Consider the following 19917-nt stretch of genomic DNA (forward strand, 5'->3'; position numbering starts at 1 on the left):
CAGGGTTCGGCCCCGGTCAGGGTCAGGCGCTGGTCGGCGGGCCCGGGATCTGCTGGTTGTAGCGGCGTGCGGCCCGGTCGTTGAGGCCGCTGCCCAGCTTGCGTATCTTTTCCGTCCAGGTGGAGGCGGACCTGTCGATGTCGTGGCCCTGCTGGATGCCGTGCCCGATCGCGTCGGCATCGCCGGGGGTGGCCGGGGGAGCGGGCAGGAGCCGGGCGGCGAGCCCGCTGAGCCGGGTGACCATGGCCGGTGCCACCCCGTGTGCCACCGCCGCGGCATGCGCGGCGGGAGTCAGCACTACGCGGGTCCTGCGCCTCTCCAGGGCCCGTACGATGCGCTCCGCCGCACGGTCGGCGTCCATCGAGACGATGGGCGCCCCGGAGAGGGCCGAGAACCAGGCGAACTCCCGGGACGAGCGTCCGCCGAACTCGGCCTGAAGATGCGAGCCGGTGCGCATCAGACCTGGATGTACGGTCGTGACGCTGAGGTTCTCTCCGGCCGTCTCGGCCCGCAGGCCCTCGCCCAGCGTTCCCACGGCGGCCTTGGCGCACGAGTACGGCAGCAGATGGGGTACGGCGAGCAGCCCGCCGACCGAGCCGATGAGACACAGCCGGCCTCCGGCCTCGCTCGCGCGCAGTGACGGGAGTGCCGCCATGGCCGTGTTCACGGCGCCGCCGAAGATGGTGTCCATGGCGTCCTCGAAGGCTCCGCTGTCGAGCGACGCCACGGGGGCCACCTGGATGACACCGGCGTTGGCGACGACGATGTCCAGCCTGCCGTGCCGGGCCTCCGTCTGCCGGACCACTGAGTCCACGGCCTGCCGGTCACGGACGTCGCACACCGCGGTGGAGAACGTCTTGCTGGTCCTTTCCTCTGCCCATGCGGCTCCGCGGCGCAGTTCGGCCTCGTCGCGGGCCGCCATCGTGACCAGGCAGCCGCGCTGGGCCAGCCGTGCGGACAGCAGCAGCCCCAGGCCCCTGGATCCGCCCGTGACCAGGGCCGAGAGGCCCATCAGTTCCGACCGGCGTGGAGTCGATGTCACTTTCGTCACCTCGCTGTTGGGGAGGCTGCCAGGGAGATCCGGCATCAGCCGGAGCCGCCGCTGCCGAACGACCCGCTCGACCCGGACCCCCAGCGCGGCCGCTCCTGTCGGTCGCTGCGCCTGCTGCCGGAACCGCCGAGCTGGTGCGGGGTGAGGCGCTCGCCCTCGTTCGCGGCGCGGGGCACCTCGTTCGGCTCCCTGATCTCCGAGGTCTCGTGCGCGGGCCCCGATTGCGGAAGCCTGGGCTGCTCGTGCGCCTTGGGCGGGCCCGGCTCGCGACGGCGTGCCCGGATGCCGAGCCCCACGGCCCACACCAGGGCTCCCGCGATGACGAGGCCGCCCAGCAGGGCGCCCAGCGTCCCGACCACGGCGTTCGAGAGCGCAACGCTCCAGTGTTCGTGGTTCATGCCGGCCGAGTACCCACACTCGTGAGGCGCAGACTCCGGATCCTCGGGCAGTGCTCCTGCGGATCGCCGGACTCGACCAGATCTTCTCCGTCGTCCAAGGAGAGGGCGCGGTACGGGCGGCGGCGGGACCCCGGCCCCGTCTTCGGGCGGAGACGCTGAACACCCAGCCGGATTCCTGGCCCGGCCCCGTTCGGCACGCTCGCACCCGGGTACCCGCCCGCAAGCGTGCCCCCATCCGCCGCGAAAGGACCCCATGAGCATCCACCGTGCTTCGGCACTCACCCGCTGGCGGCACTGGCGTTCGCATCCCGTGCTGCGCATTCCGGGCCGTGCCGACGACGTGGAGAACGCCAACCGCAGGTTCCTGCTGTACGGCGTTCTTCCCTTGTGGTTCGTTCCCGCCGTCGCCGACTGGGTGATGCACCGCCGCTCGGACATCGAGCACACCAGTGGGGTACGTGAGTCCGCGGTGCACGCGTTGATGATGACCGAGGCCGGCATCCCGGTCGTCGCGGGACTGACCGCCAAGATCAATCCGCTGGTCCTGTCGCTGATGGGCGGAGCGGCCGCGGCGCATGGAGCCACCGCGCTGTGGGATGTGTCGCTGGCCACCGGCAAACGCGAGGTGCGGCCTGTAGAGCAGCACATTCACAGCTTCCTCGAAGTATTGCCGGTGACAGCCGCCGCGTTCACCGCATGCCTGCACTGGGACCAGGTCCGCGCAACCTTCAGCGGAGGCGGCCAGGCGGACGACTGGAAGCTCGTCCCCAAGGAACGCCCGCTGTCGGCCGGTTACCTCACGGCGCTCGCCGCCGGCGTAGGCCTGTGCGTCGCCCTTCCGTACGCGGAGGAGATGATCCGCTGCCTGCATGCCCGCCGACAGCACGACGGAGCACGAAGCCGCGCTTAATCGACAGACCGGCGTCGTCACCCCGGGCACCGCACAGGAGCTGGACGGACGCGCGCCCGAGCACCTCGCGCCGTGGTGGGACTGCGAGGACAACGGCTGGCACACCCCGCGGTGGTGGCGGCGACTGTGGGAGTCCTCGGGGAAGGCGGACGTCGACCGTGCGGACCTCCTCCCGGACGGCGCGGCGAACGCGCTCGCCTGGGAGGAGGTGGTCCTCGCGGCCGACCCCGAGCGAGGCTCGCCCCGCGTCGCCGCGATGCTGCGGGCGGATGCGGTCCGGACGCTGGGATTCGCCCGGACCCTCGAAAGCCGGAAACGGCAGCAGCAGGGGAGTGGCTGCGACGGCGGGTGCCGCCTCGTAGGCTGCGGCTATGCCCCAGACCCCGACGCCCCACGACGCCTTCGACCTGCTCATGGCCGGTAACCAGCGCTTCGTCTCAGGCAGCCCCGAGCATCCGAACCAGGACGCCACCCGCCGCACCGAGATCGCACCGTCCCAGCAGCCCTTCGCCGTGCTGTTCGGGTGCTCCGACTCCCGGCTGGCTGCCGAGATCATCTTCGACCGCGGCCTGGGCGACCTGTTCGTGGTCCGCACCGCCGGGCACGTCGCCGGTACCGAAGTCCTCGGGTCCGTAGAGTTCGGCGTGAGCGTCCTCAATGCGCCGCTGGTCGTGGTCCTCGGCCATGACTCGTGCGGCGCGGTTGCCGCGGCCTGCTCCGCCCTGGAGAACGGGCGGACGCCGGGCGGCTTCGTCCGGGACGTTGTCGAACGGGTGACCCCGAGCGTGCTGGCAGCCCGCGCCGCCGGACGCGACACGGCCGAAGAAATCCTGGCCGAGCACATCGAGCACACCGTGGACCTGCTGCTGGAACGCTCCCGTGTCCTGGCCGACGCGGTGGCTGCCGGCCGCCTCGCCGTGGTGGGGCTGTCCTACCGGCTGTCCGACGGCAGCGCCCAGCTGGTCGCCACCCGCGGCCTCGACGCGCCGGTTCCCACCGCGTCCTGACAGCCCGGGCCGTGGCCACTCACGCGGAGGGCCGGGGCCCCGCAGCCCGGCGAAGCCGGTTGGCAACCGCCAGCCCCAGCCCCTCTTCCACCGGCAGGGACGCGACGATGAGGTCGCACCCGGCACCCGGACACCGCTTGCAGACGAGACCGCGACCGGGTGCCCCAGCACCGCTTCGAGGTCCTCACGCGTCACCCCGCCCGGTCGCAGGATGCCCGGCATCCCGCCCATGACGTCGACGATGGTCGACTCGACGCCGACCTGGCAGGAGCCGCCCTCCAGGACGAAATCGACGGCGTCTCCGAGCTCCGCCCGGAGATCGTCCGCGGTCGTGGGGCTGACCGAGCCGAAGCGGTCGGCGGACGGGGCCGTGACCCCGCCGCCGAAGACCGACACCAGCGCGAGAGCCACAGGATGGTCGGGCACCCGCACGGCGACCGTCTCCAGACCGCCAGTGGCTTCGAGCGGCACGCGACGGCCGCGTCGCAGGACCAGGGTCAACGGCCCGCGCGCAGGCGGTGGCATCGCTTGCCTGACCCGACCCGGGTAGGCCCGGTGCCCGACGGACCGGGTATCTGTTGGCCGTCCGGGCACAAGAGAGGTCATGCACGGACAACATGCGCGTCCCGCCAGCAGCAGCGTGTTCGGCCTGGCCACCGAAGCCCAGACATCGCCCTCCTGCCGCAGCGGCACCAACCACTCACACCGCAGTCGGATCTCGGGCCGCGTGCGCCGGCGTCTCCTCGCCTACCGGGCGATCGACTTCCTGTCCACGCACATCCCCGACAGTGCCGGACCCGGAGAGGAATGTCTCCTCCTCGTCCACATCCGACAGGTCGTGGGCCAGGTCCACTACCGGCTCTGCCTCGACTGTGCCCAGGGCGTCATCACCGCCGTCGTCATCGACCAGCGCTTCTACAGCACCGGTCTGAGCACCCGGGCGCTGTCCCACTTGCGCTCTCGCCACCCGGGACTTGCCTGGCGCAGCACGCTACGCAAGCGCGCCACCCGTGCTCTCCTGCGCCGGATGCGGATTCCCACCTCTGCCGTGCCCTGTCCGCACTTTCCGGACGCCCCTCTGGCTTGAGCCCGATGCGAACCAGCGAGCAACCCGCGCGGCAGTCACAGCGGCCCGGTGAGACGTCTACCGGGCATGGGTGGGACATGGCAGGGCAGCAGGGGTGAGGAGCGTCGGACCGGCTGTGCCCTTGGTGGCGCCCATCTACGTCAGGGGCCTTTGAAGGGGTGAGTGAGAAGGTGAAGGGTTTCCGCAGCTTCATTCTGCGCGGCAACGTGGTCGACTTGGCCGTCGGCATCGTCATCGGAGCGGCGTTCACCGCCGTCGTCAACGGCTTCGTCGGCGCCTTTTTGACACCGCTCGTGGGGCTGGCCACCGGGGCCACCGGCGACATGAGCCACAAGACCTTCACCGCAGGCGCCACCAAGTTCCCCTACGGAGCCTTCATCAACGCGACGATCAGTTTCCTCCTCCTCGCCAGCGCCCTGTACTTCCTCGTCGTACTCCCGATCAACAAGCTGCACGAACGCCTCGCCCCCCACAACGACGTCCAGGCCCCCAAGCGGGACTGCCCCGAATGCCTCAGCCCCGTACCCGCCCAAGCCCGCCGCTGCGCCTCTTGCACCGTGGCCCTGCCCGCGATACCCGCCCAGGCCGGGGAGACGACCCAGCGCGCCGGATAACCGGCCTCCCAACGCTTCCCGTGGCGCACTCTCACCGCCTGCCTGTTGAGCAGCCCGTTGCACCATGCGGCGGCTAACGCCCGCCAGGAGATATCCACCCGGGCACCCAGACGGGCCGCTTCCACCGCGATCGCACCGCTGCCGGTACAGAGATCCAGGACCTCGGTGCGACCGTTGACCCGCCTCGGTGCAACGCCTTCCTCAGCCCGGTGTCTGCTTGCGGGCGGTAGACCCCTGGCAGGATCCAACAGCGGAGCCCGCCAGGGGCGGGCGCGGGGGCGAACGCGGCGGTCATCACGATGTCTGTCGCCGGCCCGATGCCTTCCACGGCCGTTCGGTGAGTGGCTGACGGGTTCGTGGGCTGCCGGCCGCCGTGGCGACCATGCCGTGAGTCTTGAGGTGCGGTTGCTGAGGGTTCGGCTCCGAACGTGCTTCAGGGATGGCGGTCAGGCCGACCTGGAGCCAGCGATGCCGCACGAGTACCCCTGACCCCCGGTCTTGACGAAGGTGATCTGCTGACGAGAGGCAGGCGTCGGCCTCGACGGACTCGCGCCGTCAGTGGTGCCTGCCCGTCGGCTGCTGCGTTTCCACCTACGGACGCCTGCCTCGGTACTCGTCCGCCCGTCCACGGGAGGGCGGAGGCCAAGTCCCCGGACAGCGCGACGGTCCGGGATGAACACTCGCACTCTGGGAACCCGGCCTCGGCCAGCCGTCTACGAGAGAACGGGACCGTGGCCCGTTCCGACCGAGGAGCCCACCTGTCATGCGCGCACTCTCACTCGTCTGTTCACTCAACGCGTCACCCGCGTCCTCCAGCAGCCAGCTGCTCGCCGAGCAGATCATGACGGAACTTCGTGATCTCGGAGTCGAGGGGGACGTGGCGCGGGTGGCGGACTTCGATGTCCGACCGGGAGTGGAGGTGGATACAGGTGACGGCGATCAGTGGCCCCAGCTGCGCGAACGAGTACTGCGGGCGGACATTCTCGTCCTCGCCACACCGATCTGGCTGGGGCATCCGTCGAGCATCTGCCAGCGCGTACTGGAGCGCCTGGACGCTGAACTCTCCGAGACGGACGACCAGGGGCGCATGCTCACCTACGACAAGGTCGCCGCCGTCGCGGTTGTCGGCAACGAGGACGGCGCCCACAAGGTGAGCGCGGACGTCTTCCAGGGCCTTAACGACATCGGCTTCTCCCTGGCGCCCGGAGCGGTCACCTACTGGGTCGGCGAGGCCCAGCAGGGGACCGATTACCAGGACCTCAAAGAGACTCCCGAGGCGGTGAAGAAGACGACGCGCACGCTGGCGGTCAACGCGGTTCACCTCGCGCGCCGGTTGAAGGACCACCCGTATCCGCCCAGCTGAATCACCGCGACCACAGCCCGATCGTGGATGCTTCTTCTGTCCTCAGCAGCCCTTCTGCGTGAAGGTCCAGTGACCGCCAGGCGCAGACGATGTACCCATGGGTGCACGGAATGCGGTGACGGAGGCATCACTCGACGTGGCCCCCGGCCGAGCCCCGGCCGGGGAGCCGCTCAGTGCAGGATGCTGACGGCCCGGGCGATGACCAGGAGTGACGTCAGGAGAGCCGCCACGCTTTGGACGCTCATCAACAGCTTCGCGCGAGTGGAGAGCGGCATCGTGTCCGTCGGGCTGAAGGCCGTCGAGTTGGTCACCGAGATGTACAGGTAGTCGACAAGGGTCGGGACCCAGTCGGAGACTTTGCTGGACCCGTCGGCGACTTCCTCCACCGCGTCGTCGTTCTCGTCCTGCGAGAACCGGAAGTCGGCCAGGGGCAGGTCACCGCGCGGGGTCTGGGTGCGGGCGACGGGGCCGCCGCGGTCGAGTTCCCAGTACGCGAGCCCGAACGCGATGATGTTGGTCAGCCACACCTGCAGGGCCGCGACCAGCAAGGAGGGTCCGTCCTTCACCCCGGCATGGACCAGCTGGTGGATCAGGATGCCGAGCGCGGTGAGATTGCCGATGGCGATGAGCAGGACGAGAGCCAGCGACAGGAACCGAAAGGCTTTTGTCTGCCGGGTGAGTCTTTTGGGGTTGATGGCGATGAGCGGCACCAGCAACAGGAGTTCCAGAACCGGCAGCACGTAGCGGGGGGCGACGAGGAGCCGCTGGGGCAGTGCCACATACAGCGCGATGGCGATGAGCGTGGCAGCAGCGGCCGGCAGCCGCGCTTCACCGCGGCGCTCGTGCCTCGGATGTCTGATCCGGGCGGCGGCGCGGCTTTTCACCATGGGCTCCTTCTGGTGGCGACGGGGCCGTCAAAGGGTGCTCCCGTCAGTCAGGGGCAGGCCCGCGAGCGAAGCTCCACCCAGGGGTGATCGACTACCCCGCACGGAGCAGTGCAAGCAGGAGCCCGCGTTTGCCCAAGTCTCCGGTGCGGTTCGCCGGCGTTCACGACGGTGGTCTGCCATACGCCCACAGCGCGGGCCTTCCAGGGCCACTACGTGTTGACTACCTTGAATCGCAGGAATGCGGCCGGTGCTCCGCGGGCATGAAGCTGCCCTTCCCCCGCCGGAATGATCAGTGTGCCGACGACGAGGCGCCACGGCATGATCGCGCGCCTGTGCGCCACCGGAGGAAGTCTGCCCTGGACCCGAGGCGCAGCGGCGCGCGCCGGACGCACTGACCGACCTCCCGGCCCCGGCCTCGCCGTAGCCCCCGACATCCTCGACCTCTACACGTTCACCCCGTCCCGACGCGTCCGCCACGAACTCGAAGACTGACCAGCTGCACCGGCTGCGCACCGCACTTGGGCGTGGGAGGTCCGCTCGGCGCAGGCCCGTGCGGAGCGGCCCGTAACGGCCGGAGGCCGCATTACTGCTCCGATCCGAGAGGTGGTGGAACGGACAACGACCTGCACCGTCACCGTCGCTGTCCCTGCGCCGCCGTGTCCGGTGGTCAGGATGAACGGGCAGCCGTACACGCTGCCCGTGGCTGTGCCTGCCTGACAGCGCCCGGCCGCGGACTGGTTGGCGGTCAGGGCGGGGAGCCGGCCGGGACATCCGCCGCCCCGCCCTGCGGGATGAGGTTGTCCTGGTATGCAGGCGCTCCTTTCGAATCCTGCGTGATGCGCAACATGGCGAGCGCGGTCTTGGGATCGTTGTCCGCCAGGTCGCACACCTTGGTCTCGATGCGGATCGCGGAGCGGGCCCGCATCACCGATGAGATGCAGCTGGGAAAGAGGCTGTGGGAACTGGCGGGGCGTCTCTGCCCGCCCCCGGATCAGCCGCCGATGGCCGGCCACCCGCCTGCGGAGTGCACAGCAACCATGTCGACTTGAACCAAAATTCGAACACGTGCACTAATAGGGGGATGGAGTCCGCGCCCTTCCCCGACGACCTGGTCCAGCTACAGACTGCCTGGAACCGCACCTACACGGCCCTCGCCGTGCCCCGTCCGGCCGGGCAGACGGCGCTGCGGCGGCGTCTGCTGGCATTGTCGGTGCGGTTGTGGTGGCATCCGTTCTGGTCGCAGCCGGGGCGCGGGGCGGGGGCGCGGGTGGAGTTGCGCAATCGGGTCCAGGCCTGGGGTGGACAGTGAACCGGCGCCCTGCGCGCCTGACCGAGCGGGAGGAGCAGATCCTGCGCACCATCCGCCTGTCCGCCGAGGAGTGCGGGGCCTGGCCGTCACGGAGGTCCCGTGATGCAGCGACTCTTCCGAGGATCGCAGCAAGGCATCCACCCCGGCGTCGACGGTCCAGCAGGCTCGCCGTGACTTCTTCTGGAGCGCGGCACGCAGGCGCGCCTGTCGCTTGCGGTGCCCGCTTAAGCCCCGCCGACTGCGAGGTAGCCGGTGGAGACGAGAGCAAGTAGCAGCCTGCTGCGCCCATTGCCTGCGCTGTCCGCACTTTGTCTCAAGTGCCACCGGCTCTGGCTACCGGTGGGGGTGCCCTTGGTCGGGGTCTTCCTCGGGAGTGCTCCAGCCTTCTCCACGGCGCGGAGGGTCTTCGAGCACCTGGCGCGCCTGCTTCTCCTGCTCGCGCGAGGGTACGGAAGCGGATTGTCGGCGCCGGGCGGAGTTCCGGTGCCCTACGAGGAACGCCGCCAACAGCATGGCGATGAGGACAACGCCTACCGTCAACAACCAGACCCCGCCGGAGGAGGACGCCAACAGAGTGTGCGGTTCAGTAGCCATGCCCGACGAGTGTCCATATTGCGGTCCTCTACCCGGGGCCAGGCCGGTGGAGCCATGGTCTCCCGTGGAGGCTCTGCGTCCCAGGACGCCGCAGGAAACCGCCCCGTCCCTGAGCGCGATGGTCCATCCGGCCTGTCCCGCGTCGCGTCCGAAGGACGAGCGGTCGCCCCGGGAGAGTGCGGACCGGCTTGCCACGGATCAATCGACTGCTCCGTCCTCGCGCCCTTGACCACGCATCAGGTCGAGCGGATACAGATGGCTCCACAGGTGCCGGAGGTTGGCCTGCGCGGCGGCGCGTGACGCCGGGACGGCAGTGTGCCGAACGGCGACGCGCATCCGTCCGGGCCGGCCCTGTTCTTCTGGCGGACAGAAAGCGGCCACGGAACGAGGAGTTCGCCTGAGCGGGCCAAGGCGTCCGCGCCACCCTCGGCGTCGTTGCCATCGTCCTGCGACGACTGTTCCTGCGAGCGCCGCGGCGCATACGGCCGCAGCACCGCGAAGCGATGCGCTCTGCATGGTTCGCCCCGTCCTTTCACGTCACTTCCGCCTGTCCGAACGGGTCTCCGCACGGCTCGGGACATGCCTGCCCAGCGACAGCGCCGGGACCACGCGCGACTGCTTTACCTGCGCGTCCCCGTCCCCTGAGGGCAGCTGGGGAACCCGCCCCAACCTGCCGCCCGACCAGCTGGATGCGGTCGGGATTCCCGGCCTTCAGGCGCGGGAGGGTGCCGAACCCGCAAACGTCACGCTGTTCCGGTCCCATCAGCACAGACAGCGGCAGGAGCGACCGCTGGTTGTCGTCGGCCAGACGAGCAGAAGCATTCCGGAAAAAAGTGTTTGAAGTGCCGATAAGGGTCAACTCAGTGGATGTGCCGCAGCCCCATCACGGGCAGGGAAACCGAGGTCAGTCGAGTGCCTGCTGCGGCACACCACTCATGCGAGCAGGGCCGCCGTGGCCGCAGCCGCACTCCTCGCCGTGTGGCGGCGCCTCGTCGTCTCCCACCCTTATCCGGGCCCGGCCCTTCGCGGCCACCTTGGCTAGCGCCGTCCGCCTGGTGCGCCGTTGGTGCACAGCCCGAGCAATCGCGTCCAGACCTCGCGCCAGTGGCCACCGGCCGCGGTAGGACTGCGCACATCCCGCCCCTGCGTGGCCGGTCCGCGGGGCCCGGGCGGAACGCGACTTCTCCCACCGCGCGGCGGCCTCTTGTCACCAGCGGTGGTGCTGCGGGTATGAGCCACGCTCCACTGGACCCCAGGGACCAGGCTGGTCGGCGACCTCGGCTACGGCTTCCCGATGATCTCCCGGTGCGATCCAGGCCAGCGGTACGACGTGATCCACCAGTGGTTCGTTGTCGGGCCGCGTCCGCTCTCCCAGCCGCAGCAGCCAGGACCGCACGCCGTGGCCCCGGTTACGCGGCAGATGGCAGAAGGCAAGGAGGCTGCCGCGTCCCGCACCTTGGTCGCCGCCGGCAGTGGCTCGGGGACCTCGATGTAGGCGCCGTTGTCCGCGCCAGTGAGGAAGGGGCAGCCGCCGTCGAGGGAGTTGGGCCGGTAGGGGGCCACCCCGCGGTGGACGGCGGTCTGGTGCATGCCGTCACGGAGCATGTCGTTGACGGGGGAGTGGGGTCGGTTGATGGGCAGTTGGCCGAAGTTGGGGCCGCCGAGCCGGCTGATCTGGGTGTCGAGGTAGGAGAAGAGGCGGCCTTGGAGCAGGGGGTCGTTGGTGACGTCGATGCCCGGTACGAGGTGGCCGACATGGAAGGCGACCTGTTCGGTCTCGGCGAAGTAGTTCGAGGGGTTGGCGTTCAACGTGAGCAGACCGATCGGTTGGACCGGGGCCAGTTCCTCCGGCAGGCGCAGCGGGCGTTGAGCCGCAAGGCGAAGGGGTCGAGGAACCGGGCCAAGGCCCGCATCCGCGTCGCCCGTGCCCACGCCCGGGTGGCCGACGCGCGCAGAAACTGGTGCCATCAGAGTGCTTCGAGGCTGGTCCGCGACAACCAAGCGGTCTACCTCGAAGACCTGGCGGTCTGCGGCCTGGCCCGCACTCGCCTCGCCAAGTCTGTGCACGACGCCGCCTGGGGCATGTTCCGCCGGGTGCTGGAGGACAAGGCGGCCCGCTGTGGCCGGCACATCGGCATCGTTTCCCGCTGGCTCCCCTCCTCCCGAACATGCTCGCTCTGCTGGGTCGTGGACGGCAAGAAGCCACTGCACGTGCGTATCTGGCGGTGCGAGGGCTGCGGTACCGAACATGATCGTGACCTCAACGCGTCGCGAGTGATCCTCGCCGCCGGGCAGGCGGAGAGGCTAAACGCCCCTGGAGGGCCGGTCAGTCCCGGAGTGGAAATCCCACGCCGGGCACGGCCCGTTGAACGGGGAACCCACCCGAAGGCCCAGCCGGTCACCACCGGCAGCCAGGCGGGAATCCCCGCCCGTTAGGACGGGGAGGATGTCAACTCACGCAAGGGCGCCCCCAACATCAACGGCCTGGGCAAACTCCGCTACGTCGTCGAACAGACCTTCGCCCTGCTCCACCAGTTCAAGTGCCTCGCCGTCTGCTGGGAACGCCGAACCGAACTCCACGACGCCTTCGTCTCCCTGGCCTGCAGCCTCATCTGCTGGAGACGCCTCAAGAAGGTCCGCAGCAGTTCAGAAGGGCAGCGGATCGGAGCTGAGTGACTCGGTGTACCCCAGGGACCACCGCCCAGGAACGGCGGCGCAGATCGCATCCAAATCGGCGCGGGTCCGGCCCCGGACGTGAAGCCAGCTGTGGGCGCCCAGGCCATCTTGGCGCAGCAGCCTGCCCGGGGCAGAGAACCAACGTACAGGGAATTCCTCCGGACCCGTCCACATTGGATAGTCCGGCAGTTGGACCCGCTGAAAGTGTTCGGGCACCGCACCAAGTAGGTCCGCGGGCAGCTCGCACGCGTTGTACAGCCGTCCTCCGCTGCCGAACAGCGCCTCGCTCAGTACGAGTTCGACACAGGCCAAGGACACCCGGTCCAAGAACGGCACCCAGCCGTGCCGCGCCTGAACGAGCACCGGAGGATCGTCCCGGTCAAGGTCGGTAAGGCGCACCCCCCCAGAAGGCACAGCCCTGGTTCTCACTGCGGAAGACAAGGACGCCGCCACACTCGTCATGCACGAACACCTCGTGAGGCGGCAGCAGCGGATCCTGGTTGGCGACCAGGTGGGGCCGGCTACCCACGAGCGTATAGAACTCGTGCAGCGCAGTCGGCAGGGAGCAGCCGAGCATCGCCTCCGCCTGCGCCAGCTCCGCCCTGGGCGTGCCGTCATCCTCGGCCAGCGCATCGCCCCAAGCGGCAGCAAAGCCGCGGATAAATGTCCAGGCCCGCTCCCGATCGCAAATGCCGCCGTCCAGGGCGTGGGCCACGTCGAAGCTGCCACTCATGCCACGAAACGTATCGGAAGCCCGAGCCGCATCGCCAAGAAACCATCAGGCCGCCAGAGAGAGCCGTCCTCCAGGACCAGTCCGTAGCTTGGCAGCTCGCTAGAGCGTCCCAGCATGGATCCGACGAACGCCATGCCCCGACGACACCACCAAGATCGTGTTACGAGATCTTCGGGACTGGCGGGCCTTGGCCACGGACTCCTTGAGCGCGGCCATCAGGTCGACGACTTGTGCTGGCGCCTCGGGCTCCTCGGCCGTGGGCGGTTCGCGGTTCTCCCGTTTGCCGTCGATGAGCTGCTCCACCGCTTCCGTGTACCGGTCGGTGAACTCCTCGCCCTGAAGGTCGTCGCGGGTCAGCCGGTCGATGAGCTGTTCCGCCCGATCTCGTCATCGGTGAGGTCCACCTCGTCCGGTTGCTGATGCACTGGCCGGGCAGTATGTGCCCAGCCATTTCCTGCTCGTGAGGGGTCGTCATGCGCTCCACCTACCGCGCCGCGTCATCCGTGCTGTTCGCCACCGTGTTCCTGGCGGGCTGCTCTCCGGTCGCAGCGGGCGGATCGCCCGCGTCACCGACCGGGACTTGGCCCACGAAGTCTTTGGGCACGGGCACAGGTGGCGGCGCGGACCGGGCTATCGCGGTCGGAGCCGGCCCGCAGACCACCTACACCGTCCAGAAACAGCCTCCAGCCGGAAGCTGCCACTTCCGGTACGAGCAGGGGGAGCCGCTGGAGGACCCGGCGTGCACGCCAGGGGCGATCTCGCCGGCGGTCACGCAGACGAACCTGAAGTCCACGATCTGCCGCAAGGGCGGCTACACCTCCGGCATCCGGCCCTCCACATCCGTCACGGGCAAGGAGAAGGCGCTGAACGCGGCCTCCTACGGCTATCGGGGCTCCATGCGCGATGCCGAATACGACCACCTCATCAGCCTGCAGCTCGGCGGCGACCCCAACGATCCGCGAAACCTCTGGGTCGAGCCGCCGGACCCCAGCCACAAGGCGGGCAGCGGCGTCAACAACCGCAAAGACCCGGTGGAGACGAGACTGCACACCGCGGTCTGCGCCAACAAGATCACCCTCGTGGCCGCTCAGCGCGCGATCGTCACCGACTGGACTACTGCACTCAGCGCGCTTGGCCTTGGCTGAGGCACCCGAGCAGACAGCCGCTCCGGCTGGGGCGCCACCGACGAACAGCGCGCCGGTGGCGCCGGCTTGACCGAAACCGGACTCGTTGCAGACGCCCTCAACAGCCTCCCGCTACCGGTGTCGCCCGAGAACGAGACCACCCTCTCCAGCGCCGTGGTCGGTCATGCCCGGCTCCTTCTGCCGTGCCCTTTGTAGGGCTTCGCGCGCCGCCGCTGTCAGCCGATTCCGGTGACCGAGAGTGCGGTCGTCCAGTTGTTGCGGATGGCGGAGCGGGGGGCGGAGAGAGTGATGGTGCCCTTGCACACGGCGTTCTTCAGCTTCGTCTCCACGCCGTCCTTGGTGGTCGCGGTCTTGGCTCCCGCGTACGGCTCGGGCCACAGGTTTCCCGGGTCGCGGGGAGCGCCGCCGAGTTCGAGAGGGACGAGGTGGTCCTCCTCGTAGTCGGCCATCGCGGTGTCCGCGTAGCCGTAGTCGATGATGCCCTGCGCCTTGAGCGGGTTGGTGTAGGAGGTGGGCGGCCGCACGGTGGCGGTCCAGCCGGAGACGCAGATCGTGGAGCCGATCGTCGACTGGGTGACGTCCGGGTTGTAGGGCCGGGGGTGCAGGACGCGTCGGGGAGCGGAAGGCGCGACTGGGAGCAGGTTGAGGCGAAGGCGGGCGTGGAGCCGGTGGTGATGATGAGGCCGGCGGCGGCGAGGGTGAGAGCGGAGGTGCTGGCGGCGATGCGTGTGAGGGGGCGCATGGGGTCTCCCGACGGGTCGCCCCGGCGGGGTGTCCCGGGGATGCGGACATGACAGCGCACGCGGGGGCTACGCGGGTAGAGTCCGAGAGGTGAAATCTGTGTATGCGGATAGTTGACGTCTGATCAAATGCCGTTGGTTCGCGACCGGCCGCTGAGCCACGGAAGCCGCTCGCGCCAACAACGGCACCTGGCCTCCCGGGCAACGGTATGGCCCGGCTGGACGGAGCTCCCCGGCCTGGGGACGTGGTCGGGAGCTCCGTCCAGTTGGTGGTCAGCGGTACCAGTACTTGACGCCGCGATGGTGTGAGCAGGTGCCGCGGAAGTGGACGTTGTAGGAGTAGGTGCCGTCCTTGCACTTCGCCGTTGCGCCGCGCGGGTGCGGCGAGTTGGCCGTGCAGGCACCGGTGGTGTGCCGGGCGCACGTTGCCGCTGCTGCGTCGGTCGCCACCGCAACCGGGGCGACGAGTACGCCTGCGAGCAGGGCTCCCGCGATAGCGCTGCGGAATGTGGTCAGCATCAGAGCTTCCCCCTCCAGGTTTGATCTCGGAGAGGCGATCATGGATCCGCCGGCCGGCAGTAAGCGCCCGGCGGGAGCAGCGGTCACCAGGTTGTGACGGTCGTGGCCCGCATGTAGCCGCACGTTCGATTCGGGCGAACGCACTCGCGAACATGATCAGGCCGCGTATTGCTCGGGCCTCGGCGTGAGGGACATGAGGGCTGCGCCCGGATGCACAACCTCGCCCTCGCCGGATAGATCAGTGGGCCGAGGAAGGCCTTGAGGCCTCGACCAACGCGGTCGCGCGCCGCGCGGGCGTCGGGATCGCCACCGTGTTCCGGCGCTTCCCGAGCAGGGACGACCTGATCGGCGCGGTGTTCGAGGACAAGATGGCCTCCTACACTGCGGCCGTCGAGGCCGCGCTCGCCGATCCCGATCCGTGGCTGGGCTTCTGTGGGTACGTCGAGCAGGGTGTGCCAGATGCAGGCCGACGACTGCGGGTTCGCGGGCGTGCTGACCCTGACGTTCCCGAACGCGAGTCACTGGAGAAGGAGCGCAACCGCGTCCTCGCCGCACTCAAGGAGCTGATCAAGAAGGCGAAGGCCACAGGCCGCCTGCGCCAGGACTTCGTCCACCAGGGCATCGCGATGATCCTCATGGCCGACGCCGGAGTCGTCACGGCCACGGAACAGGACGCGCCGGGCACATGGTGCCGCCGGGTCGGCTTCCTGCTCCAGTCCTTCACCGCCGAAGTGGCCAGGCCGCTCGCCGCGCACCCGGACGAGGCGATGTGCCGCGCGATGCGGCGGCCTTGAGCCCGACCGCGTCGGGGACCGCGCAGTTCCCTGGTGCGGCAGCGCGGCGGGCATACCGAGACGCTTCGGTGACTGATGAGGTCGTCGAGACGCCCGTGGCTGCTCCGCCCCCGTTTCCGGTGAGCGAGTCCGTTCTCCGACCGCGGATTGCGCGGCCGAGCAGTCCGCGCTTGTGCCGGTCGGAGCGGTCCGCGTCTCACCCCGCCATCTCACCAGTCGTGGGCCCACCCCCGCGGGGCTGGTTCGCCTCATGGATTGATGGGGAGCAGGCTGGAGGGGTGAGCGGAGCGCCGATCGTCGTGCATCGGGCGTCAGGTACGGGCGGCCGGAGGGTCATCGTGCACAGCCACGGCCGGGACCAGATCCTCGGTATCGCCTACAGCGACCACGACCTCGTCGTTTTCCTCGAAAGCGCCGGCATCGTAGAGCCCGAGGTCGTCCTGGACGATCCGGGATGGGTGGAATGGCGCGACGGCCCCCCTCACAACTTCGACGCCGCCTGAACCGGCAAGGCAAGCATGGGCCGGGGCCCCGAGGCGCACAGCGCACCGTGTATCAGTATCAGTGCCTGTTCCTGGCCCCTGAAACCGCAGGCCTTTCCAGGGGGAGGGCGGCCCAGACGGTTTTGCCGCCCGGGGCTGGGGTGATGCCCCAGGTGGTGGCGAGGTGGTCGATGATGTGCAGGCCGTGGCCGTGCGGGGTGTCCGGGCGCCAGGGCTGAGGTACTGGTCGGGCGGTGGTCTGGTCGGTGACGGCTATGGTGAGCCGGTCGCCGTCGATATCGATGCCCAGGTGGGTGACGCCGGGTGTGTGCAGGTGGGCGTTGGTCAGCAGCTCGCATGCCACCAGGAGCACGTCGTCGCGCCAGCTATCGCGCCTGTCGCCGCCGGGTATCGCGTCGAGGACCTGGTGGACGCGGGACATGCCGATCTCCGCCGCCTTGCCGTTGGCAGCGGCAAGGTCGAAGTCCCAGTGATCTATGACGTGCACACCCCTTACTTCCCCCGCGTGTGCGCCCGCGGATGCCTGACGCCGGATCTACGGTTTCGCTGCCCTGGCCGCTCGTGTGGCTGAACAGATGCGGGACGGGCTGTGGGAACTGACCGCAGAGGAGGCGGCTCTGGCCCGCGCGGCAGCCGGCCGTCTCGCCGACGCGGTTGGTCCGGCCGCGGTGCAGGGGCAGCTGGCGGGTATCGAGCGGCTGCGTACGGCCATCGCGGTGATCGCGATCTCCCTGGCTCACACTCACGGTCGGCTGGCCTGGTTCCTTGCCCAGGCGGCCACCGCGCTGACTCCCGTGCTGGACTGGCGGGCCCTGGTCGCCGACGAACGGCAGGCGTTCGGCACGCGGGTTCCCGAACCCGGCGAGCTCACCGACGACGTCGTGCGCCACCTGCACACCACCCTCGCTGCCGCCCCGGACAGGGCGCTGGACAGGCATCGTCCCTAAGCTGCCACAGGCGTCCGAGAAGTCCCGGCTCCCCGAGCCCCCCGTGTGGCCAGTCCCTCGGCCACGGCATCCGCGCCCCGGTCCTGGTCCGGCACGGTGTGCCCGCCGCTACGTCTCGGGCGGCAGCCGCTTCGCCCAGGCGGCGGCACAGCGAGGCCACGGAGACCTTGAGGGTTTTGGTGGTTCCGAACCAGTTCTCGTCTCGTACCTGCGCCATCAGGGCTTCGCGAACGACGGCCACGCCCGCGTGCCCGGTGAGGACGGCGAGCAGTTCGTATTCCTTGGGCCGCAGCGCGACCTCGGCGGCGGCGAGAAGGCAGCGCCGTGCGGAGGTGCCGACGGTCAGGTCACCGACACGGATCGGCCCTTCCTCCGGATTCGAGCTGGGTGGGCGGCGGCGCTGGTGGGCACGGAGGGTGAACGACCTGACCAGGTAGCCGTCGGCTCCGGCGTCGAGGCCGGAGGTCACGGTGCCGCAGCCTGAGCTGCTTGATCGGGCGGGTGGTCCTCCCGTCACAGGGCTCGACGGGAGACGGTGAGCAGGTAGGTCCCGTAGAAGAGGGAGACGCCGGCCAGGGCGGTGAGCAGGGTGACAAGGGTGCGTAGGCGGCTCCGCGCCAGATGCAGGGCAAGCGGGAGCAGCAGAGGGAAGGCGGGCAGCAGGAACCTCGGCTTGCTCGTGAAGAAGTGGGCGCCACCGACGGCCATCACGATGAGGACCGCGCAGTACGCGAGCAGGGGCAAGGGCATCCTGTTCAGGACGCAGAAGACGAACAGCAGCAGGGAGCCGAGGACGATCGCTGCGGTCACATAGACGACGAGGGTGTCGTGCCCGACGATCAGGTGCTTGAACATGTGGGCCGTGTGGCGGCCGAAGTCGAAGCGTGAGCCCCACAGACTCTGAATGTGGAAGTAGCCGACGGGGTTGTGTGTCCTGAGCCCCACCCAGCCGATGTAGCCCAGCCAACCGAGGGGAGCCGCGACGGCGGCCGCCCAGGCGCGCGGAGCGGTGGGCGCACCGGCGTGGTGCAGCTTCCAGAGATGAGCGACGGCGCCGGTGACGATGGCGGCCGCCACGGCGAGGCCGTTGGGGCGGCACAGGCCGGCCAGTAGCGACAGTGTCCCCGCGGTCAGCCAGCGGTGGGTCAGCACTGCGTAGAGCGACCAGGCGGCGAAGGCGGTCATGAGGGGTTCGGTGTACGCCATCGTCAGGATGATCGCGTGCGGCAGCAGCGCCCACAGCGCCACGAGAATGATCCCGGCGCGTCGACCGTGCAGCAGCTCGCCGACTCCGTACACGCCCCAGGCCGCCATCAGGGCGGCACTCCATGCGATGAGCAGGGCCACGTTGACCGGGCCGAGCGGCAGCACCGTGTTCACTGCGCGGATCAGGCCTGGGAAGAGAGGGAAGAACGCCAGGTCGCTGTAGACCCAGTGGCCTCCTTGCGGGTGGATGATCAGGCCGTAACCGTACTGGGAGACGTGCCAGTACCAGTGGCCGTCCCATGCCAGGCCGAGCACGGTTCTCGGGTGCCTGCCGAGGTGCAGCGACCACAGGGCCGCCATGATCACCCCGGTCAGCCGCACGGAGACGAACAACATCAGTGCCGGCAGCGCCTTCCTCAGCTCGAAACGCCAGCGCCGCCGCTGAAGCCGTGGATCGAGTCTCAGCGACAACCGCCGCTTGAGCGCGTTGCTCGTCCTCATGAGGCTGTCGCCCATTTCGACCTTTCGCTGTGCCGTCCATCAGATCGCGATTCGCTCAACGAGAAGGCGATGCGTGTCGGGCTGCGAGTACGGTCACGGCGGACGGTACGAGGATGGTGGTGACGGTGTGCCGGTGGGCGCGTCAGCCCGCGGGCACGTGAACCTGGGGGAGTGTTCATGCGGCGCGATCTTGTCGTGCGGTGGGGGCGATGTAGGCGTACACGCCACCGTCCAGTCGGGTCAGTCTCCAGCCGCGGGCGTAGGACGGCGGGCGGGCCGCGCCGCGGGCGTAGGACGGCGACCGCATCCGCTGAGCCGCACGGGTGATGCGCGTACGGGTATCCGGCCACCACGTCGGCCTCCACCCGGGCAGTGAAGCGCCGCGCCTTCTCCCCGGGTGTGAACCGGCCCCCGATGTGCGGAGTGCTGAACTGGTGGAGCGTGTCGACGATCAAGATCGTGTGCTGGGGATGGTGGTCAGCCGGCGGCAGGCCATCCAGGAGGACGAACTTGTCGGGATCAGAGGGATGTCAGTGGGGTGGGATCTCCAGACCGGGTAGATCACCGGGCACAGCGTGGCAAGCAGATACACGCCGCCATCCGCCAGCAGCATGGAGGGCAGGCCGACCGAATCCACGTGGAACCCGCAGCCAGTCCGCCCAGCGGAGTGACCAACTGCACCGCCGGGGCGGGGACCATCGAACTCGAGAACCTGCGGGGCGCACATGCACCCAGGCAGGCGCGGTCGGCCAATGTTTCAACCGAGCTTGAAATCATTGCACGCGATCCGCGAGGTAAGCCAGCATGCCGTTGACCAGGGCTCAGTCGCACCAGGGCTTGGACGATTATGCACGGCTCAGGCGCGTGAGCGGGACCTGAGAGTACACAGGGTCAGGGACCATTGCTTCGGTGTGAGGCTGACCCCCGACTTCC

The 19917-nt window shown here is 69.4% G+C and carries 25 protein-coding genes and 3 pseudogenes; 13 read left to right on the top strand and 15 right to left on the bottom strand.

What is annotated here, in order from left to right:
- Window positions 1–22 precede the first annotated feature (22 nt).
- Window positions 23–1042, bottom strand: coding sequence for an SDR family NAD(P)-dependent oxidoreductase (locus ACFWI4_RS07115; RefSeq protein WP_387191818.1), 1020 nt, complete (start codon window positions 1040–1042; stop codon window positions 23–25).
- Between the two features lie 44 nt (window positions 1043–1086).
- Window positions 1087–1449 (bottom strand): DUF6479 family protein, encoded by a 363-nt coding sequence (locus tag ACFWI4_RS07120; protein WP_339135039.1) that lies wholly within the window; start codon window positions 1447–1449, stop codon window positions 1087–1089.
- Window positions 1450–1702: 253 nt separating this feature from the next.
- On the opposite strand from ACFWI4_RS07120, the gene ACFWI4_RS07125 reads away from it, so the two are divergent.
- From ACFWI4_RS07125 to ACFWI4_RS07135, 3 genes are read left to right on the top strand one after another with little or no spacing between them, the layout of a single operon-like run.
- A complete protein-coding gene (locus ACFWI4_RS07125; protein WP_387191821.1) occupies window positions 1703–2359 on the top strand; it encodes a diguanylate cyclase in 657 nt (218 codons plus the stop codon).
- On the top strand, window positions 2319–2783 hold the full coding sequence (locus ACFWI4_RS07130; protein WP_387191823.1) for a hypothetical protein: 465 nt from the start codon (window positions 2319–2321) through the stop codon (window positions 2781–2783). Before ACFWI4_RS07125 ends, ACFWI4_RS07130 begins: the two co-directional genes overlap by 41 nt.
- On the top strand, window positions 2731–3366 hold the full coding sequence (locus ACFWI4_RS07135; RefSeq protein WP_387191824.1) for a carbonic anhydrase: 636 nt from the start codon (window positions 2731–2733) through the stop codon (window positions 3364–3366). The genes ACFWI4_RS07130 and ACFWI4_RS07135 overlap by 53 nt, the downstream gene beginning before the upstream one ends.
- 19 nt (window positions 3367–3385) lie before the next feature.
- Here the strand turns inward: ACFWI4_RS07135 and ACFWI4_RS07140 are convergent.
- A pseudogene (locus tag ACFWI4_RS07140) lies at window positions 3386–3873 on the bottom strand (Sua5/YciO/YrdC/YwlC family protein); the annotation flags it as partial.
- A 97-nt stretch (window positions 3874–3970) separates the two neighbouring features.
- Here ACFWI4_RS07140 and ACFWI4_RS07145 point away from each other — a divergent pair.
- The 3 genes from ACFWI4_RS07145 (at window position 3971) to ACFWI4_RS07155 (ending at window position 6430) form a co-directional block, all read left to right on the top strand.
- On the top strand, window positions 3971–4453 hold the full coding sequence (locus ACFWI4_RS07145; protein ID WP_387191826.1) for a hypothetical protein: 483 nt from the start codon (window positions 3971–3973) through the stop codon (window positions 4451–4453).
- Between the two features lie 158 nt (window positions 4454–4611).
- Window positions 4612–5067: a large conductance mechanosensitive channel protein MscL gene (gene mscL, locus ACFWI4_RS07150; protein WP_387191828.1), complete on the top strand. Its 456-nt coding sequence runs from the start codon at window positions 4612–4614 to the stop codon at window positions 5065–5067.
- Between the two features lie 763 nt (window positions 5068–5830).
- Entirely contained in the window at window positions 5831–6430 is a 600-nt protein-coding gene (locus ACFWI4_RS07155) for a flavodoxin family protein (RefSeq protein ID WP_387191830.1), read from the top strand.
- A 170-nt stretch (window positions 6431–6600) separates the two neighbouring features.
- On the opposite strand, the gene ACFWI4_RS07160 is transcribed toward ACFWI4_RS07155, so the two are convergent.
- The gene (locus ACFWI4_RS07160; protein WP_387191832.1) at window positions 6601–7317 is read right to left on the bottom strand and encodes a hypothetical protein; all 717 of its coding nucleotides are present in this window, start codon (window positions 7315–7317) and stop codon (window positions 6601–6603) included.
- Window positions 7318–7722: 405 nt separating this feature from the next.
- Between ACFWI4_RS07160 and ACFWI4_RS07165 the strand changes: the two are divergent.
- Window positions 7723–7809: pseudogene (locus ACFWI4_RS07165) on the top strand ((2Fe-2S) ferredoxin domain-containing protein); the annotation flags it as partial.
- A 253-nt stretch (window positions 7810–8062) separates the two neighbouring features.
- Here ACFWI4_RS07165 and ACFWI4_RS07170 read toward each other — a convergent pair.
- Window positions 8063–8245: a hypothetical protein gene (locus ACFWI4_RS07170; RefSeq protein WP_387191834.1), complete on the bottom strand. Its 183-nt coding sequence runs from the start codon at window positions 8243–8245 to the stop codon at window positions 8063–8065.
- 117 nt (window positions 8246–8362) lie between these two features.
- Here ACFWI4_RS07170 and ACFWI4_RS07175 point away from each other — a divergent pair, with 117 nt between their 5' ends.
- A complete protein-coding gene (locus ACFWI4_RS07175) occupies window positions 8363–8626 on the top strand; it encodes a hypothetical protein (RefSeq protein ID WP_387191836.1) in 264 nt (87 codons plus the stop codon).
- Between the two features lie 1801 nt (window positions 8627–10427).
- Here the strand turns inward: ACFWI4_RS07175 and ACFWI4_RS07180 are convergent.
- Both ACFWI4_RS07180 and ACFWI4_RS07185 read right to left on the bottom strand, forming a co-directional pair.
- A complete protein-coding gene (locus tag ACFWI4_RS07180; protein WP_387191838.1) occupies window positions 10428–10616 on the bottom strand; it encodes a DUF6098 family protein in 189 nt (62 codons plus the stop codon).
- A gap of 38 nt (window positions 10617–10654) precedes the next feature.
- A pseudogene (locus ACFWI4_RS07185) lies at window positions 10655–11074 on the bottom strand (catalase); the annotation flags it as partial.
- A gap of 12 nt (window positions 11075–11086) precedes the next feature.
- On the opposite strand from ACFWI4_RS07185, the gene ACFWI4_RS07190 reads away from it, so the two are divergent.
- The gene (locus ACFWI4_RS07190; RefSeq protein WP_387191840.1) at window positions 11087–11656 is read left to right on the top strand and encodes an RNA-guided endonuclease InsQ/TnpB family protein; all 570 of its coding nucleotides are present in this window, start codon (window positions 11087–11089) and stop codon (window positions 11654–11656) included.
- A gap of 18 nt (window positions 11657–11674) precedes the next feature.
- On the opposite strand, the gene ACFWI4_RS07195 is transcribed toward ACFWI4_RS07190, so the two are convergent.
- The 3 genes from ACFWI4_RS07195 to ACFWI4_RS07205 form a co-directional block, all read right to left on the bottom strand.
- The gene (locus ACFWI4_RS07195; RefSeq protein WP_387191842.1) at window positions 11675–11800 is read right to left on the bottom strand and encodes a hypothetical protein; all 126 of its coding nucleotides are present in this window, start codon (window positions 11798–11800) and stop codon (window positions 11675–11677) included.
- Between the two features lie 475 nt (window positions 11801–12275).
- Entirely contained in the window at window positions 12276–12629 is a 354-nt protein-coding gene (locus ACFWI4_RS07200; RefSeq protein WP_387191844.1) for a hypothetical protein, read from the bottom strand.
- 99 nt (window positions 12630–12728) lie between these two features.
- Window positions 12729–12932, bottom strand: a complete 204-nt coding sequence (locus ACFWI4_RS07205) for a hypothetical protein (RefSeq protein WP_387191846.1) — start codon at window positions 12930–12932, stop codon at window positions 12729–12731.
- A gap of 170 nt (window positions 12933–13102) precedes the next feature.
- On the opposite strand from ACFWI4_RS07205, the gene ACFWI4_RS07210 reads away from it, so the two are divergent.
- On the top strand, window positions 13103–13774 hold the full coding sequence (locus ACFWI4_RS07210) for a hypothetical protein (protein WP_387191848.1): 672 nt from the start codon (window positions 13103–13105) through the stop codon (window positions 13772–13774).
- Window positions 13775–13989: 215 nt separating this feature from the next.
- Here ACFWI4_RS07210 and ACFWI4_RS07215 read toward each other — a convergent pair whose 3' ends face one another.
- Window positions 13990–14298 (bottom strand): hypothetical protein, encoded by a 309-nt coding sequence (locus ACFWI4_RS07215; protein ID WP_387191850.1) that lies wholly within the window; start codon window positions 14296–14298, stop codon window positions 13990–13992.
- 489 nt (window positions 14299–14787) lie between these two features.
- Window positions 14788–15033, bottom strand: coding sequence for a DUF3761 domain-containing protein (locus ACFWI4_RS07220; protein WP_387191852.1), 246 nt, complete (start codon window positions 15031–15033; stop codon window positions 14788–14790).
- Window positions 15034–15266: 233 nt separating this feature from the next.
- On the opposite strand from ACFWI4_RS07220, the gene ACFWI4_RS07225 reads away from it, so the two are divergent.
- Both ACFWI4_RS07225 and ACFWI4_RS07230 read left to right on the top strand, forming a co-directional pair.
- On the top strand, window positions 15267–15827 hold the full coding sequence (locus ACFWI4_RS07225; protein WP_387191912.1) for a TetR/AcrR family transcriptional regulator: 561 nt from the start codon (window positions 15267–15269) through the stop codon (window positions 15825–15827).
- A gap of 278 nt (window positions 15828–16105) precedes the next feature.
- On the top strand, window positions 16106–16330 hold the full coding sequence (locus tag ACFWI4_RS07230) for a hypothetical protein (RefSeq protein WP_387191854.1): 225 nt from the start codon (window positions 16106–16108) through the stop codon (window positions 16328–16330).
- A 58-nt stretch (window positions 16331–16388) separates the two neighbouring features.
- Here the strand turns inward: ACFWI4_RS07230 and ACFWI4_RS07235 are convergent, their stop codons facing one another.
- Window positions 16389–16817, bottom strand: coding sequence for an ATP-binding protein (locus ACFWI4_RS07235; protein ID WP_387191856.1), 429 nt, complete (start codon window positions 16815–16817; stop codon window positions 16389–16391).
- Window positions 16818–16893: 76 nt separating this feature from the next.
- Between ACFWI4_RS07235 and ACFWI4_RS07240 the strand changes: the two genes are divergently transcribed.
- Entirely contained in the window at window positions 16894–17277 is a 384-nt protein-coding gene (locus ACFWI4_RS07240; protein WP_387191857.1) for a hypothetical protein, read from the top strand.
- On the opposite strand, the gene ACFWI4_RS07245 is transcribed toward ACFWI4_RS07240, so the two are convergent.
- Complete coding sequence (locus tag ACFWI4_RS07245) at window positions 17198–17794, bottom strand: response regulator transcription factor (protein ID WP_387191859.1); 597 nt, start codon at window positions 17792–17794, stop codon at window positions 17198–17200. The two genes, ACFWI4_RS07240 and ACFWI4_RS07245, sit on opposite strands and share 80 nt — an antisense overlap.
- Entirely contained in the window at window positions 17791–18984 is a 1194-nt protein-coding gene (locus tag ACFWI4_RS07250) for a hypothetical protein (RefSeq protein ID WP_387191861.1), read from the bottom strand. Before ACFWI4_RS07250 ends, ACFWI4_RS07245 begins: the two co-directional genes overlap by 4 nt.
- Window positions 18985–19917: the final 933 nt, after the last annotated feature.

It is taken from the genome of Streptomyces sp. NPDC127038, from assembly GCF_042725875.1.
In the GTDB taxonomy this organism is placed as follows: domain Bacteria; phylum Actinomycetota; class Actinomycetes; order Streptomycetales; family Streptomycetaceae; genus Streptomyces.

What these genes read in the sequence shown, in the direction of transcription:
- ACFWI4_RS07120 (WP_339135039.1), bottom strand. Translation starts at nt 1,449, where the DNA reads ATGAACCACGAACACTGGAGCGTTGCGCTCTCGAACGCCGTGGTCGGG.
- ACFWI4_RS07125 (WP_387191821.1), top strand. Translation starts at nt 1,703, where the DNA reads ATGAGCATCCACCGTGCTTCGGCACTCACCCGCTGGCGGCACTGGCGT.
- ACFWI4_RS07130 (WP_387191823.1), top strand. Translation starts at nt 2,319, where the DNA reads ATGCCCGCCGACAGCACGACGGAGCACGAAGCCGCGCTTAATCGACAG.
- ACFWI4_RS07135 (WP_387191824.1), top strand. Translation starts at nt 2,731, where the DNA reads ATGCCCCAGACCCCGACGCCCCACGACGCCTTCGACCTGCTCATGGCC.
- ACFWI4_RS07145 (WP_387191826.1), top strand. Translation starts at nt 3,971, where the DNA reads ATGCACGGACAACATGCGCGTCCCGCCAGCAGCAGCGTGTTCGGCCTG.
- ACFWI4_RS07155 (WP_387191830.1), top strand. Translation starts at nt 5,831, where the DNA reads ATGCGCGCACTCTCACTCGTCTGTTCACTCAACGCGTCACCCGCGTCC.
- ACFWI4_RS07160 (WP_387191832.1), bottom strand. Translation starts at nt 7,317, where the DNA reads ATGGTGAAAAGCCGCGCCGCCGCCCGGATCAGACATCCGAGGCACGAG.
- ACFWI4_RS07200 (WP_387191844.1), bottom strand. Translation starts at nt 12,629, where the DNA reads ATGAGTGGCAGCTTCGACGTGGCCCACGCCCTGGACGGCGGCATTTGC.
- ACFWI4_RS07210 (WP_387191848.1), top strand. Translation starts at nt 13,103, where the DNA reads ATGCGCTCCACCTACCGCGCCGCGTCATCCGTGCTGTTCGCCACCGTG.
- ACFWI4_RS07220 (WP_387191852.1), bottom strand. Translation starts at nt 15,033, where the DNA reads ATGCTGACCACATTCCGCAGCGCTATCGCGGGAGCCCTGCTCGCAGGC.
- ACFWI4_RS07250 (WP_387191861.1), bottom strand. Translation starts at nt 18,984, where the DNA reads ATGAGGACGAGCAACGCGCTCAAGCGGCGGTTGTCGCTGAGACTCGAT.